Raw genomic sequence first — 15671 nt, 5'->3', positions numbered from 1 at the left:
GGGTTACTCTTGATGGTTCAGGGTGTAAAAGTAATCGGCCAGCTTTTCGATATCCTCTTCAGACAGTAACTGGGCGACTTTGGTCATGGTGGCATCCTGACGCTGACTGTTTTTGAAGTCGGAGAGCTGTTTGGTCAGGTAGAGTTTGTTCTGCCATTTCAGATTAGGGATAGAAGGAAACGCAGTATTGTTGTCACTGCCGTGGCAAGCGATACACATGTTTGCGAGTTTTTGGTAATCGTCGGCGGCCCCAAAGACAGGCAGCGAACAAAAGATCAGGGCAAGAATGGACTTTCGCAAAACGTCTCCTAAGCCTTAGGTTAATAAAGCAGGCTGGGTGATTAAAAATCACGCGCATTAGAACGAGTTTTTGCGATCAATAAAATTCAAATAAATTTAACCTAGGTTAACTAATATTTAACCCAGTAACGAAATCAATGTCTGGTAACTTACTGATAGATAATGAGTATTTTAATCGTTCAAAGATAAACTTTGTTGATGGTGGTAAGTATCTGAAATGCATTTGGAAACTGAAATCAGCGTGTTTCGATCATGGGTAAGAGCTGCCGAAAGTGTGAATAGAGCCCCTACTAAAATAGGGGCTTAATTTTCTAGCTAGGGAGTATCTCCAAGGTCAACATTGATGGATGACTGTGGCTACAGTGAATGGTGTTTTTGGCCACTTGTTTGGTATATGCCTCACCTTCGGGTTCACCGCTGTTGGGGTTGACGTCAAACTTAGGGAAATTGCTGCTGGCAATGTCCAATCGCAGTTTGTGTCCTTGCGCGAAGCAATTCTGAGTGGCAAACGCTTCAACCTCAATTTCGTAAATCACACCACGGCGAAGTTGCTCTGGCTGTTGCCAGCTTTTGTGGTAGCGACAACGAAAGATGCCATCGGAGATGTTCATCGCGAAGCCTTGCGGGTAGTCTTCGCTTGGCGGATAAACATCCACCAGTTTGATGGTGAAATCCGTATCCGGCGCGTCGGATTCAATAAACAGTTTCGCCGATACTTTTCCTGATACAACCAAATCTTCAGCGAGTGGTTCGGTTTCAAACACCAGCACATCCGAACGTGCGGCAAGGGGGAGATGGTTGCCTTTGGTGCCGTAAAAGCGAGCATCTTCACGTTGATCGTACGCACCACCTTCAAACACTGGCTTACCCGAGGTTAACGCACCGCCAACAGTGGGGACTGGGTTACTCGGATCGGCCAGATAGCTGATGTGATTGTCTGTGGCCGGAGCCTGCTGGGTCAGCTGGCCCTGTCGATGCAGATACCAGTTCTGAGCTTCGGTGTTTTTCATTGGCCAGCGATCACTGCTTAGCCACTGGCCTCCGTGTTGAAGCCGGCCCAGTTGGTTTTTTTCACCTGAACCGCCGCCCATTTGGAACACCTGCACGTTGGCAAACGTATGACAGTCATCATTGAGCAGCCAGCGCTGGAACCATTTCACGCGAAAATCCAGCCAGCTGCTGTCAATGTTGTCGTCAAAAGAGGCGTCCTGACCGAACTCTACGTCACCGCTATGCGTGGTATTTCGGTCTCCATGAAGCCACGGGCCCATGAGCAGTGCTGTCTGGGAGCGATTCTTTTCACTCAGTACAGTGTAGTTTTCCAGCGTACTTTTAACGTATACGTCGTACCAGCTCGACATGAGCAACACCGGAATATCAGCAATGTTCTGATAGCTATCAAGCGCGTAGATGCCGGACTTTTTCCAGAAATCACTGAAACTGCCCTGTTTCCACTGCTCAAGTAGATACGCTTCATACTCAGGCACATGGCGCAGTGGCGACTGGCCCGCTTTCCACGGTAAGTACTTAAACCACTCGCGAATGTCTTCTTGTTCCAGCGCTTTTTTCACCACAGGATCTCGCTTGGCCTTGGGACTCACCAGGGCCTGACGATAGGCCCATGTTGCCTGTTTGAGCTCAAACGCTCCTCCCTGACGAATACCGCACTGATAGGCGTTGGAGAAACCACCTGAATCCATCACCATACTTGCCAGCCCCGGAGGATTGAGACACGCCAGTGCCAGTTGAGTGTGGGCGGCGTAAGACAGCCCCATGGTACCTATTTTTCCATTGCACCAAGACTGCTCAACTAGCCATGCACACGTATCGTAGCCATCTTCCGCTTCATTGATGTACTTGGTAAAGGTGCCGCTGGACTGATAACGTCCACGGCAGTCCTGAAAGACACACACAAAGCCTTTATCAACAAATGCCTGCGCCATTTCTTCTCGTGAGACCTTATGCCCTTGCAACGTGACTTCAGAACGAGAAGGCGCCGTTTTGTCGTAAGGCGTTCGCTCCATCACCACGGGCCACGGGCCTTCACCGTTGGTTGGAAAGTAAATATCGGTCGCGAGTGTTTCTCCGTCTCGCGTACGGATTTTGACATCAGTTACTGCTTTCATGAGATGTCCTTAGGCGTATACGTGTAGGCTGATGGATAGGAATACCAGAGCACACGCAATGGTGATGAGGAAGAATGGGAAGATGTATCTCGCCCATTGTCCCCATCCAACTTGTGCCGTCGCAAGGAAGATCAGTAGTCCGCTGGAAGTCGGTGTAATGATGTTTGTCGCCCCGTTACCCATCAGGAAGGCCAGTACCGTGGTGTGTGGGTCGACACCGGAAAGCTGCCCGAGTGGGCCAAGGATTGGCATAGTGACGGCGGCTTGCCCAGAGGTGGATGGAATCGCCACGTCGATGACCAACTGAGAGAAGAACATGCCATAAGCTGCAAGCGTTGGTTGGCCTTCACCGATGACTCCGGCTAAGTGGTAGATGATGGTATCAAGCACTTTACCTTGCGCAAGGACAATGGCGACAGAAGTGGCGAGCCCGATCAATACGCCTGCGATGAGAACCTTTTTCATGCCGCTGATGAAAGCGTTGATGGTGTCATTAGCTGACAAGCCACCGATGACAGCGAAAATCACGCCAAGCGAGATGTAATATGCAGATAACTCATTGTATTTCCACTTCCAAGTTTGCGAAGCATAGACCAGAAAGGCGATGCCCAGTCCAAGAACCGCCAGTACAAGCGTATGGCGAACTGGCAGAGGTTTGTTGTCCCATTGTGCGACGATTTCCGTTGTGCGCGCTTCTTTGCGAATACTGTGCAGTACGTACGCCACACCAATGATCATCAGTACCACGTAAACGAAAATACGCATCCCCATACCGCTGAATATCGGCACATCAACCAGTGGCTGAGCGACGGATAGGGCATAAGGGTTAGTGATCGATGCTAAGTAACCGACTTTAACCGGAATGGTGACAATCGCCAGACCTATAATTTTTGACAGCCCCAGTCTTGTTGCCATGGCGACGACCATAGGTATCACGAGCAGGAACTCCTTCGCCATGCCCATGAAGGTACTGCCCATGGAAAACACCACCATCAGGATCGGTACCAATAAGTAGACGTTACCTCGAGTTGCAGAAAGTGTGCGCTCAAGGCCAGTTTCAATGGCGCCCACTTTGTCGAGTACGCCGAACATACCACCAATAAACAGCACCATGAAAATCATGCCTGCTTGTTTGGTGATGGCTTGAGGAATACTGACTAACGCATCAAGCAAACTGACGGCTTGAGCTTCGCCTTCTTGAGGGTAAATACCAATCAGGTTGAGTGGGGAGACTTCTTTTTCCAGCACTTGGTAGGTGCCGGGAATGATCAGTTTGCCGTTACGTTCAAACTGTCCGGAATCGAAAAAATAGGTCATCAGTACTGCTACCACAACGACAGACAGCAGGATGATTACAGGGTTTAAGTTACCTTTCTTCTTGGGTTGTTCAGTAACATTTTGTTGAGCTGGTGATATAGCTTCACTCACTTTAAATCTCCATTTCGTCACATTCTATCCTACAACATTTCTGCAACATATTTTTTTGTGTTAGGGTTTTCAATTCAATGACAATTAGTCATAGGTGTATGACATAAATGACTTGTTTAAATGGAACCAGATGAATATAACGGCAAAACAACTTCGGGCGCTTAAAGCCATCAGCCAAGCTGGGACAACCAGTCTGGCGGCAGAGCAGTTGAACTTATCTCAATCTGGAGTGAGTCGAATGTTGGCTCAGCTGGAAAAGGAGCTTGATCTGGATCTCTTTGAACGAGACAGAGGGAGATTGAAAATTAAGCCCGAATCGCTCAATTTGTTATCAAACGCACTGCACGTTTTAGAAGGTATGGAGCAGCTCCAGACTCAGGCGTCGGAAATCAAAAGGGGACGCAAAGCGAAGCAAGTATTCAAGATTGCGATGCCTTATACCTTTGCCAAGTCACTGGCACCTAAACTCATCAAGCAGTTGGTGGCGCTATTTCCTGACGTGTCGGTTGAATTGTTTTCAAGCCATTATCAGTCGATTGAAGAAAGTGTCTATTCCGGTCAGGCCGATGTTGGGTTTACCCGCATCAGCAATCATTCCAAGTTTCGCTCTACGGCGCTGGATTCAGGGATTGCGATGTGTGTGTTTCCCGAGGGCCATGAGTTCGAGTCATTCCACTCGGTCAACGCTGACAACTTGCGCGATCAGAAACTGGTCATGATCGGACGTAAGAGCAGTACTCGTCATGATGTGATGAACTGGTTTACTCGCAGTAATTTGTTTCCGGAAATTGTCGTTGAAGCGCACTCTGTCGATGTCGCTTGTTCACTGGTGGCGGAAGGGATTGGCGTGTCGATTGCCAACAGCACCATGCTCAAAGGGATGGACAATCACAAGATTCGTGCGTTGCCGATCTTGGACTTGCCTCGCTATCAGTATGGCGTGATCCAGCGGCCTGATGACATTGCCAATGAGCGCAAACAGCCAGTCATTGATGCGTTTTCGGATTTACTTCAGGAAATGTTGACAGAACTGCCTGTGTTGGGCCGTTAACGGTAATAAAAAAGCGGCCGGAGCCGCTTTTGATGAAAGGTTATGCTGCGTTCTCATCACAGAACAAGTCAGCGTGAGTGATACCACGCAGGGCGCAGCTTTCGTCGAGGTCGGAGATATCTCCACTAACACCGACCGCGCCGAGGATGTTCTGCTCAGCATCACGGATCAGTAAGCCACCAGGGACGGGGACCATATTACCGTGTGCCAGAACGTTTACGGCGGAGATAAACGCGGGGCGGTTGTCTGCGTCTTGAGCGAGCTTTCTGGAGGAGCAGCCGAGCGCGAGAGCACCCCATGCTTTTGCGATTGCGATGTCTGGCCGCATCATGCTGCTACCATCTTGTCGCTGCAATGTAATCAGCTTTCCTCCGCTGTCGAGTACAGCGACCGTCAGAGGGGCGCTTTGGCTCTTTTGTCCAGCCTGAAAAGTACCGTCAATGACGGCTAGTGCTTGTTCTAGAGTTAAACTTCCCATGTTATCTCCTGATTTTTTGTTTACGCGGCTCCTTGCAGAAGCTCGTAACTAGGTAAGGTCAGGAAGGTGGCGAACTCTTCTGCAGTAGACAACTTATAGAAAAGGTCAGCAGTTTGTTCAAAGCGGCCTGCCGCATAGCGAGCCTCACCCACTTCCTGTTTGATAGTGTCGAGTTCCTGATACAACCACGTGTGGAATAATTCTTTGTTGAAGGTTTGGCCATCATCCAGCTTCACGCCATGATGAATCCATTGCCAGATGTTCGCGCGTGAGATTTCTGCGGTCGCCGCGTCTTCCATCAGACCATAGATAGGCACACAACCTGAGCCCTGAATCCATGCCTCAATGTAGTAAAGAGCGATGCGAATGTTCTTGCGCACGCCAGCTTCATCACGCGAGCCTTCACACGGTTTAAGCAGCAGCTCTGCGCCAATCTCGTGCGTAGGGCTGACGAAATCGAGCTGATTGACTTTGCCTTCAAGATTTTTATCGAACACAGACATCGCCAAGTCGACTAAAGCAGGGTGAGCGACCCAAGTACCGTCGTGGCCATTGCGTGATTCACGTTCTTTATCTTCAATCACTTTAGCGGTGACGCGTTCCATCTCCTGCGGGTCTTTGGCAGGAATAAAGGCCGACATGCCGCCCATTGCCAACGCACCACGCTGGTGGCAGGTTCTGACTAGTAACTGGCTGTAAGCATTGAGGAATTCTTTATCCATACCAACCACATGACGATCTGGCAGGATGCGATCTGGATGGTTTTTCAACGTTTTGATGTAGCTGAAAATGTAATCCCAGCGGCCGCAGTTCATCGCCACGATATGATCGCGCATGGCGTAGAGCATCTCTTCCATTTGGAATACTGCTGGCAGTGTTTCGATCAGTACGGTTGCGCGGATGGTGCCACGTGCCACGCCGAAGTGATCTTCAGTGAAAGCAAATACGTCATCCCACCATTTTGCTTCTTCCATGCTTTCTAGCTTAGGAATGTAGTAGTATACGCCCAGACCTTGTTGCGATCGGGTCTGGTAGTTGTGATAGAAGTACAAAGCGAAATCCATTAAACAGCCTGGAATCACTTGTTGATTGAATTGGATTGATTGCTCTGGCAGGTGCAGGCCGCGTGGACGAGCGATCAGTAGGGCAGGGTTAGCATTCAGCTCATATTGCTTATTTTTTTTGTCGTCAAAGTAGCTGATGGTGCCTGCGTTGGCGTCTCTGAGGTTGATTTGCCCTTCGACCATGTTTTCCCATGTCGGTGAAGAAGCATCTTCAAAGCAGCACATAAAGACTTTTGCGCCAGAGTTCAGCGCGTTGATAACCATTTTTCTGTCTACCGGACCGGTAATTTCTACTCGGCGATCCAATAGCTCTGGCGGTGGTGTTGCCACTTTCCATGATTTGTCATCACGAATCGCCTGAGTGTCAGCTCTGAAATCTGGTAATGCACCCGCATCGTATTGCTTTTGCTGTTCCTCGCGTGCTTGCAGCAAAGCGTCACGACGGGCGCCAAATCGGTTTACCAATACTGTCAGAAAAGAAAGGGCTTCATCTGACAGAATCTCCTTATAGCCTGGGTTGTCTGTATGACCGACAACCTCCAGACAGGCAGTTTCTTCTCTTTCGGCTAGATCGTTCAAATTCATTGTTCGTCTCCTTTAAACAATATTGATCGATTTTGTGTACAAAAATTATTTACACGAATACTTATATGGGAAAATTTGTAAACAATCAAAGGGTATTTAACATTTATTTTTCATTTGCTCGTCTGGGAAATTATTTTTACGTAAAGATATTTTATGTAAAGCAATGATTTCTTTGTGTTATGGGGTTAGCAACCACTTAGGGTAAATGTTCTATGTTGAAAAAATGTTGCAAATGGGGGTTGCTATATTTAGAAATTGATTCATAGTACACAAAGTATCTTTGGATTGTATACAATTGAAATGGAGGTTCGCATGGCAAAGATGAAGGCAATCGAAGCAGCGGTAGAAGTATTGAAAAAGGAAGGCGTAGACATTGCCTTCGGCGTTCCAGGCGCTGCCATCAACCCTATGTACGCGGCAATGAAAAAGCTCGGTGGTATTGATCATGTGTTAGCACGACATGTGGAAGGTGCATCGCACATGGCGGAGGGTTACACCCGTACTAATCAAGACAACATTGGTGTCTGTATCGGTACATCTGGCCCAGCAGGGACAGACATGATCACTGGCCTGTATTCAGCGTCGGCGGATTCCATTCCAATCTTATGTATTACGGGTCAGGCGCCAAGAGCCCGCCTGCACAAAGAAGATTTTCAGGCGGTGGATATTGAATCCATTGCGAAACCTGTCACCAAATGGGCGACGACGGTTCTAGAGCCCGCTCAGGTGCCACGTGCTTTCCAGCAGGCATTCCACCTAATGCGTTCTGGTCGTCCGGGTCCGGTTCTGATCGACCTTCCACTTGATGTTCAGTTAACGGAAATTGAATTCGACATCGACACCTATGAGCCGCTAGAAGCGTATCAACCAAAAGCGACACGTGCGCAGGTTGAGAAAGCGATGGCGATGATGTGTGAGTCACAAAACCCAGTCATCGTTTCAGGTGGCGGCGTAATCAACGCTGGTGCGGAAGAGCTACTGCAACAGTTCGCTGAAATTACTGGTGTGCCTGTTATCCCAACCTTGATGGGCTGGGGTTCCATTGCGGACGATCACGAACTGATGGCCGGTATGGTGGGCTTGCAGACTGCGCACCGCTATGGCAACGCAACTATGCTGGAATCGGATTTCGTGTTCGGTATTGGTAACCGCTGGGCGAACCGCCACACTGGTTCACTGGATGTCTACACCAAAGGCCGCAAGTTTGTTCACGTCGATATTGAACCAACTCAAATTGGCCGCGTGTTCTGTCCGGATCTTGGTATCGTTTCTGACGCCAAAGCAGCGCTGGAATTGCTGGTTGAAGTCGCTCGTGAGTGGCGTGATGCAGGCAAACTGCCTAATCGTGGCGCTTGGGTGGCGGAATGTCAGCAGCGTAAATCGAGCATGCTGCGTAAGACGCACTACACTGACGCGCCAATCAAACCAATGCGTGTTTATGAAGAGATGAACAAAGCCTTTGGCCGCGATACGTGCTACGTCAGCACTATCGGTTTGTCCCAGATTGCGGCGGCGCAGTTCCTTCACGTTTACAAACCACGCCACTGGATCAACTGTGGTCAAGCAGGTCCGCTTGGCTGGACAACACCAGCTGCTCTAGGCGTACGTGCAGCGGATCCAAACCGCGACATCGTGGCAATTTCGGGAGACTACGACTTCCAATTCATGATTGAAGAATTGGCGGTAGGTGCTCAGTTCAATCTGCCATACATCCACGTATTGGTGAACAACTCCTATCTAGGTTTGATTCGTCAGGCGCAGCGCCAGTTCGATATCGACTACTGTGTTCAGTTGGCGTTTGAAAACCAAAATGCGCCAGAGCTTGATGGCTACGGTGTTGACCACGTGACTGTGGTTGAAGGCTTAGGTTGTAAAGCGATTCGTGTAACTGACCCAGAACAGATGCAGGCCGCGTTTGCACAAGCGAAAGAGCTGATGAACAAACACAAAGTACCTGTTGTGGTGGAAGTGATTCTTGAGCGCGTGACCAACATTTCTATGGGTGTAGAGATTGATGCCATCAACGAGTTTGAATCTCTGGCAGACAGCATCGATGACGCACCAACCGCGCTAGCCAATCAATAATCTGTTTATCGCAAAATACTGAAGCAGCCCGAAAGGGCTGCAAGAAAAAGGACATCACTATGGCAAAGTTTGCTGCAAATTTATCCATGTTATTTACCGAGGTTGATTTCCTTGAGCGCTTTGACGCTGCTGCTCAGGCTGGATTCAGCGGTGTGGAATACCTCTTCCCTTACGCATTCGATGCTGAGCAAATCAAACAGAAGCTGGAGCAAAACAACCTGACACAGGTGCTGTTCAACCTTCCAGCGGGCGATTGGGATGCTGGCGACCGCGGCATTGCGTGTGACCCGTCACGCATCGAAGAGTTTCAGTCAGGCGTTGCGTTAGCCATTCAGTACGCCAAGGTGCTGGGCAACACGCAGGTCAACTGTCTGGCGGGGATTATCCCTGCTGGTGTCAGCCAACAGGATGCGCATGCAGCCTTTGTCATTAACCTCAGATACGCCGCTCAGGCTTTGCAGGAAGCGGGGCTTCGACTGGTTATTGAAGCGATTAACACTCGTGATATTCCGGGCTTTTTCCTCAACACTACTGAGCAGGCCAAAGCAGTGATTAAAGAAGTGGGCAGTGACAACCTGTTCATTCAGTACGACATCTATCACATGCAGATCATGGAAGGGGATTTAGCGCCAACCATGAGTGCCAACATTGGCCAGATCGCCCACGTGCAGTTGGCGGACAACCCGGGCCGTCATGAACCGGGAACTGGTGAGATTAACTACCCGTTTGTCCTCAAACATCTGGATGAATTGGGTTACCAAGGTTGGGTGGGCTGTGAATACAAGCCAAAAACCACCACAACTGAAGGCTTAGATTGGCTAAACCTATACCGCTAAGTGCGGTTAACGTTACGGAGAACATATTATGAAAATTGCATTTATCGGTACAGGTATCATGGGTAAGCCAATGGCGATCAACCTGCAAAAAGCGGGTCACGACATTGTGTTGACTGATCACTTCAACCCGCCACCGGTTGAACTTGTTGAAGCTGGTGCGCTGGTTTGTCACTCACCAGCAGAAGCGACTCGCCTAGCGGACGCGATTATCCTGATGGTGCCAAACACACCGCAGGTAGAAGACGTACTGTTCGGTGAGAACGGTGTTGAAGCTGGCCTAAACGAAAGTGGCGCAGCAGGCAAACTGGTTATCGACATGAGCTCGATTTCACCAATCGCAACCAAGGCGATTGCGGCACGTGTCAACGAAAGTGGTGCGCAATATCTTGATGCACCTGTATCAGGCGGTGAAGTGGGTGCTATTAATGCGTCACTGAGCATCATGGTTGGTGGTGAGCAATCAGCGTTTGATAAAGCGCGTCCACTGTTTGAGGTGATGGGTAAAAACATCACGCTAGTCGGTGAAAATGGTGCGGGTCAGACGTGTAAAGTCGCTAATCAAATCATTGTTGCGCTGAACATCGAAGCCGTATCTGAAGCTTTAGTGTTTGCATCAAAAGCGGGCGCTGATCCAGCGCGTGTACGTCAGGCACTGCTTGGCGGATTTGCTAACTCTAAGATTCTTGAAGTGCACGGCGAGCGCATGGTGGAAGGCACATTCGACCCAGGCTTTAAGATTACATTGCACCAGAAAGATCTAGACCTTGCGCTGACTGGCGCTAAAGAGTTGGATGTAGCACTACCAAACACCGCAAATGCTCAAGAGCTATTTGAAGATTGTGCAGCAATGGGCGGCCAGAACTGGGATCACTCTGCGCTAATTAAAGCGATTGAGAAACGCTCAGGCCACTCAATCAGGGACTAATTCCTGTCGGGACGATGTGGATTCCTCTCCCTCATCGTTCCATGGGGTAGCGGTCCTGCTGATTCTCTCATGGCTTGAATCCGTAGTCGCTGCTCCTAAATGATTCATTACTAAATCGCGTAGTTTTTCGTCTCCTTTTATACGCGTTCCCGTCGTAAGACAGCAGGTTGGAGTTACACCTTCCTCGGGCTCCATATAGCAGGCTCCTGGTGTGCTTACTTCGGGATTTTTTATCCTCACCACTTTGTCTCTCTTAACATATTGTTTAGTATGTCGTTACACCAGATGTATAGGGAATAACAATGTCTCGTATCAGGCAGAAAAATCAGGGATTGATTATCGATGTCGCGAGTGAACAATTTGCCACCCATGGCTACGCAGCGACAAAGATGGCGGATATTGCAAAAGCCGCAGATATCCCTAAACCTAATGTGTTCTACTACTTCAGCAGTAAAGACAAGCTCTACTATGCTGTGCTCCAGACGGTGACTCAGCCGTTACTGGAAGCCTCTCGCCCGATTGAAGAACTCGACGACCCAGTCGAAGCCTTAACTCAATACATTGAAGCTAAGCTGCGTATTTCGCGCGACCACCCACACGCGTCTAAAGTGTTTGCTAATGAAGTGATGTCAGGAGCTAAGGTGTTGCCAGAAGATATCGGGCAAGAGCTGTTTAAGCAGTCACAGATGATTTTGGATAAATTCGCGACCTGGAGTGAAGAAGGGCTGATGGATAAAGTCCCTGCACACCACCTGATGTTCACCATCTGGGCAGCGACGCAGACTTACGCAGATTTCAGCTGGCAGATCTGTAACGTTATGCAGAAAGACACGCTGGATAATGGCGATTACCAACAAGCCGCTGAATTTATCACCCAGCTAGTGATTAAAGGCTGTGGAGTGAAGGGTAAAGCGTAAGTAACCACCCACTTATGCGAATTAGCGACTGAAGTTGGTTGGTTTATCTGATCAAAAAAAGGGCGTAACCAATTAATAGTTACGCCCTTATTGTTACCTTGGAGATTAGCACCAATTTAGCACTGAACAATCGCAATTATCACATAAAATATTCTAACGGCGCGATCTCTTGAAAAACCATATTGTACAAGCGACCATTTCTTTTGGGTTTCATGTGTAGCGCTTTGACTGCTGGATAATCCTCTAGATATTCAGGAGTCAGAGAAAGCATTTCGTGCCTGAATTCACTTTTTACATTAAGCCCAAAATACGTCTCATAAATATGCAATAGTCTCCCAAACCCTTTTCTTTCCTGTGCTTGCAGACTCCATGCTTCTTCCAATATCTCCATCAGTTCTATAGATTCGCTGCTTTGTTTCCATTTTCTAGCATGCTCATATTTTTTTATCACTTTGTGAGTGTGAAGAATGAGAGCAGGGATTTTTAATTTTCCTGCGAGGTAAAAATTCCCGCTAGTATTGAGAAGGTGTTCCAAGTATTTAGGTGTGACACCTCTAGGATCTGAGCCAAAACAAGTTTTGCCATACAAGGCAACGGACGCACTCTCATATGCCGCGACGGCTAGCTGAGAACAAAACATATTAGGGATAACGTCACTGCTACCATAAACGAAACTGATAATGTCTTCGATAAACTGATTGGTCGTCGACTTAAAAGCTCTTTCCTGAGACAACGATTTTATGGCGCCACCCATGTCATAATTACCATCAAGAATATTTCGATTTTTAGGTCTTGTATCAACATCAATTCTGCAAAGTGCCTTAGTCACTGCCACAGCACCCTTAGCTAATTCTTTGTTTTTGCATTTAAATACAATAGCGGCATTGTTTGGTATCTCATCAGTGTCGTGAACTTCTGCAGCAGCTTCTGCTAATAGGCGATTTGATAAACCAATGGCTGCATGTTCAGACGTTGATGAACCTTGAAGTTTTATCCCGAACTTTTCATCCGCTGACTTCTTATGCAGAAGCTTTTGTCCCCATGTAATTCCGAGTTCGACTTGACCAAATGCCCACCCAGGGAAGACTTTGAATATCAGCACATCTCCGGGTTCTACTTCAACCTCATCCAGTTTGTTGTATTGTTTTAGACTTGCAATAGCATCATTTTTATACATTGGCTTATCTCCCTACTCGGTGTACTTTTTCTGTGCCTATACCATCCTAAAAGTGCTGTGTTTCCTTGTTCGTTCATGAACATCTTAGATATGCATCCTATGATGCGAAGTGCTACTTATGTGGGCGTATGAACTCTCAATACGCTACAACAAGAAGGTATCGAATGCGGTAATCTGACCCACCTAATTAACATTTTTATAACTTCTAGATGAACGTAGCGCAATAGTGCTAGCAAGATAAGTATTTTCTAGAAACGTACAAAATCTGTTCATCGAAGATGAACAGATTAATTTAAAACCGAAGTGAGTATTGTATGGCTTTGTAAGGCTATGTAAGGGCTCTTATAAAGTGACAGTCTTAATTAACAGAGTGGTGAAAGGTATAAAATTTATATTCTAATAATACACATGAGTATTTAAGCAATGGCTTAACTTGGGAACCGATAAACAGAGCTAGTTCAATTGGCAGCTTTAAATAAAAAAGCTAAAGAATCATTTGTTATATTTTCTAGCTTTTTACTAGGGAGTTAAGCCTTAGCGCTGCTTTTTTTATTGGTAAACGAGTCAAAATGAACAATAAAAAATGGGAAGCGATCGCTTCCCATATGGTTTAAGGCATGTACCCCGTTAACTTTAAAAATAATAGACTTGCAATAAGAACTATGTAGCTCCACATGCCTAATACGTTGATCCACATAAATATTTTAAACTTCTTTGAGTCGGCCGTAACTCGATGACGAATAAAGGCGAATTCCAAGGGATTAACCCTCATTATATCGACTCATTTCTGGACAAAAACTTGTTGGCACATTTGCTAAATCAGCTATTAATGAATTACGACAGTTATGGAAAAAGGAAAAGAGACACTGTTAGGTTCGATAGCAATAGAGAGAACGAAGTCGCCCCTACAAGCCCAAGTAAGCAATCCCATAACAAATAGCCCGCATACAGCGGGCTTTCTATCGAATCACGAACTAATCGAACTACTTTTTTGCTTTTTGTTTTACATTCCACAAGAAATGACTTGGATTAGCAGTGAGTTTTGATTTGTAGTCGCTATGTGACTTCATTCCACTAAGCCCTGCTATGCCAGTAGCAATCAAACTTGCCCCGCCAGTCACGACACTAAGACCTAAACCCGCTACGGCAATCACTGCTTCAGCAAGATGGGTGTTTTGGATGTGCTTAATTTGAGGTGCGATCTGGCGCATCTGTACTTCGAATAGTTCATGCTGAGTATCTTCGATAATTGCTTTCACACGACTAAGGTTAGTTTCATGCCTCGCTTCACGCAGCCCTTTTTCTAATTCAGCACGGAATGACTGGAATGCTTCACCATCGTTGTTTCGGATAGACATCAAATCAGCAGAGGACACTTGTTCCAAGAATGGCACGTCCATCTGTAGCGCACAATTTAATGTATTGGCTTGAATATCCGCACTACCGACATTCATGTTAAGCAGATTGCTTTCGAATGGATGTTCCGTACCAAACATGCAGCCAAGGTATTCAGATAACGCTATGCGCTTACTTAGTTCAATGAAGTGATTTCGTGCGGTTTGATTTACAGATTGATTTACCCAAGCATCAAAATCAGGTTTACTGGGTGGCACAGAGGACTTCTTTTGAATGATGGTGAATACGTTTTCTTTATCAGTCGGTTCAAATTTTGTTGGGTTTAATACATAACCCATAGCGAAGCCACTTTCCATGCCTTGAAAATGAATGCTGATGTTTCTACATGGATACAGATCTCGCATTACGAGCATTCGTCCATTATCGTTTTGAACACTTCGAACATCTGCACTAGCTTTGTACTGTTCTAAGATGTTTGGAGGTAAGCAATCTTCAAATCCAACATCTGAGTAGAGCAGTGGTACTTCAGCACCCTTTTCAAGTTCAAAAGTAACTGGGTACAGTTTGACGTAACCACCTGATACTAACGGACGTAATTCAATCAGTCGAACCGCTGCTTTAGCTAGTTTTTGGCGGTCTACTTTTGGGGTTGACGCCATACCCATAAATGATGTCAGGGCTTCTGTAGCTTGGGTTCTAAAGTCCGTTAGTTCAAATACTGGATCTGCAACTACAGCTTCTTCGAGATACAATGCAGCCTGTTTTAGATGAGAAGTATGAGACAGGGTATCAGTTGCCAAGCAACTAACCACACCGTTAGATTTCACTGCATCACGTATTTCAGGCAGCACCTTTAAGCAGTACTCACGATACTTGATAAGTTCCTGTTCTAGTACAGCGTCTGACAAACCACTGTAAAACCTAGTTACGAGTGTACTATCGAGTAGCAATGAATCATTTAAGTAGTCGTATACGTAGCTTCCCATCGTTTCTAAATCCGTGTTGATAAGGCTTCTGTATTCTATCTAGTTTCGAGTGCTACGTAATTGAGTTTAAAAGTCCATGCTCCAACTCGACGAGGTTAGTGTCTGCGACAAAGTGCCAAGCACTGAGAGTTTTAACTAGCATCAATTCTTCCTAAACTTAACCCAATGGAATATATTGCGTTATTCCATTGGCTATAGCTACCCCCAAGACATTACACAGATAAGAAAAAGTCGGTCGAATCACCTCACTGTGATTAGTGAGGTTGAGCGTTACTAGAAAGGAAAGGGACAAAAGCTTGTTATAGATTCAGCCTTTCCCCATAGTTTTTCTCAGCTCCCCCCGAATTTTCGAGCCAT

The 15671-nt window shown here is 46.9% G+C and carries 12 protein-coding genes; 5 read left to right on the top strand and 7 right to left on the bottom strand.

The genetic code is table 11. The features are described from left to right. Positions 1-3 precede the first annotated feature (3 nt). The 3 genes from QMA41_RS10455 to QMA41_RS10445 form a co-directional block, all read right to left on the bottom strand. Positions 4-300 carry a c-type cytochrome gene (locus QMA41_RS10455; RefSeq protein WP_021456182.1) on the bottom strand — a complete coding sequence of 99 codons (297 nt, stop codon included), beginning with the start codon at positions 298-300 and terminating at the stop codon, positions 4-6. 311 nt (positions 301-611) lie between these two features. Continuing rightward, positions 612-2426, bottom strand: coding sequence for a CocE/NonD family hydrolase (locus QMA41_RS10450; RefSeq protein ID WP_281629593.1), 1815 nt, complete (start codon positions 2424-2426; stop codon positions 612-614). 9 nt (positions 2427-2435) lie between these two features. Continuing rightward, positions 2436-3854, bottom strand: coding sequence for an AbgT family transporter (locus tag QMA41_RS10445; RefSeq protein ID WP_281629592.1), 1419 nt, complete (start codon positions 3852-3854; stop codon positions 2436-2438). 130 nt (positions 3855-3984) lie between these two features. On the opposite strand from QMA41_RS10445, the gene QMA41_RS10440 reads away from it, so the two are divergent. Next, a complete protein-coding gene (locus tag QMA41_RS10440) occupies positions 3985-4905 on the top strand; it encodes a LysR family transcriptional regulator (RefSeq protein ID WP_045986358.1) in 921 nt (306 codons plus the stop codon). A 40-nt stretch (positions 4906-4945) separates the two neighbouring features. Here QMA41_RS10440 and QMA41_RS10435 read toward each other — a convergent pair whose 3' ends face one another. Together QMA41_RS10435 and aceB are read right to left on the bottom strand one after the other, a co-directional pair. Then, on the bottom strand, positions 4946-5383 hold the full coding sequence (locus tag QMA41_RS10435; RefSeq protein WP_006959844.1) for a heme-binding protein: 438 nt from the start codon (positions 5381-5383) through the stop codon (positions 4946-4948). A 20-nt stretch (positions 5384-5403) separates the two neighbouring features. After that, positions 5404-7032 (bottom strand): malate synthase A, encoded by a 1629-nt coding sequence (aceB, locus tag QMA41_RS10430; RefSeq protein ID WP_281629591.1) that lies wholly within the window; start codon positions 7030-7032, stop codon positions 5404-5406. 312 nt (positions 7033-7344) lie between these two features. Here aceB and gcl point away from each other — a divergent pair, with 312 nt between their 5' ends. The 4 genes from gcl to QMA41_RS10410 all read left to right on the top strand — a co-directional run bounded on the left by gcl (position 7345) and on the right by QMA41_RS10410 (position 11795). Then, positions 7345-9117: a glyoxylate carboligase gene (gcl, locus tag QMA41_RS10425; RefSeq protein ID WP_006959841.1), complete on the top strand. Its 1773-nt coding sequence runs from the start codon at positions 7345-7347 to the stop codon at positions 9115-9117. A gap of 59 nt (positions 9118-9176) precedes the next feature. Then, the gene (gene hyi / locus QMA41_RS10420; RefSeq protein ID WP_281629590.1) at positions 9177-9953 is read left to right on the top strand and encodes a hydroxypyruvate isomerase; all 777 of its coding nucleotides are present in this window, start codon (positions 9177-9179) and stop codon (positions 9951-9953) included. 25 nt (positions 9954-9978) lie between these two features. Next, entirely contained in the window at positions 9979-10878 is a 900-nt protein-coding gene (locus tag QMA41_RS10415; RefSeq protein ID WP_171340138.1) for a 2-hydroxy-3-oxopropionate reductase, read from the top strand. A 302-nt stretch (positions 10879-11180) separates the two neighbouring features. Next, positions 11181-11795, top strand: coding sequence for a TetR/AcrR family transcriptional regulator (locus tag QMA41_RS10410; RefSeq protein WP_038156877.1), 615 nt, complete (start codon positions 11181-11183; stop codon positions 11793-11795). Between the two features lie 139 nt (positions 11796-11934). Here the strand turns inward: QMA41_RS10410 and QMA41_RS10405 are convergent, their stop codons facing one another. Continuing rightward, positions 11935-12972, bottom strand: a complete 1038-nt coding sequence (locus tag QMA41_RS10405) for a hypothetical protein (RefSeq protein WP_281629589.1) — start codon at positions 12970-12972, stop codon at positions 11935-11937. A gap of 983 nt (positions 12973-13955) precedes the next feature. Then, positions 13956-15314 (bottom strand): hypothetical protein, encoded by a 1359-nt coding sequence (locus QMA41_RS10400; protein WP_281629588.1) that lies wholly within the window; start codon positions 15312-15314, stop codon positions 13956-13958. Positions 15315-15671 lie beyond the last annotated feature (357 nt).

The organism is Vibrio sp. St2 (assembly GCF_947311885.1).
Classification (GTDB): domain Bacteria; phylum Pseudomonadota; class Gammaproteobacteria; order Enterobacterales; family Vibrionaceae; genus Vibrio; species Vibrio coralliilyticus.
The sequence above is the reverse complement of the archived record's forward strand: the minus strand, read 5'-3'. Positions and strand labels throughout refer to the sequence as shown.

Coding starts and splice junctions, on each gene's coding strand:
- QMA41_RS10450 (WP_281629593.1), bottom strand. CDS start 2,426: ATGAAAGCAGTAACTGATGTCAAAATCCGTACGCGAGACGGAGAAACA.
- QMA41_RS10440 (WP_045986358.1), top strand. CDS start 3,985: ATGAATATAACGGCAAAACAACTTCGGGCGCTTAAAGCCATCAGCCAA.
- QMA41_RS10435 (WP_006959844.1), bottom strand. CDS start 5,383: ATGGGAAGTTTAACTCTAGAACAAGCACTAGCCGTCATTGACGGTACT.
- aceB (WP_281629591.1), bottom strand. CDS start 7,032: ATGAATTTGAACGATCTAGCCGAAAGAGAAGAAACTGCCTGTCTGGAG.
- gcl (WP_006959841.1), top strand. CDS start 7,345: ATGGCAAAGATGAAGGCAATCGAAGCAGCGGTAGAAGTATTGAAAAAG.
- hyi (WP_281629590.1), top strand. CDS start 9,177: ATGGCAAAGTTTGCTGCAAATTTATCCATGTTATTTACCGAGGTTGAT.
- QMA41_RS10410 (WP_038156877.1), top strand. CDS start 11,181: ATGTCTCGTATCAGGCAGAAAAATCAGGGATTGATTATCGATGTCGCG.
- QMA41_RS10405 (WP_281629589.1), bottom strand. CDS start 12,972: ATGTATAAAAATGATGCTATTGCAAGTCTAAAACAATACAACAAACTG.
- QMA41_RS10400 (WP_281629588.1), bottom strand. CDS start 15,314: ATGGGAAGCTACGTATACGACTACTTAAATGATTCATTGCTACTCGAT.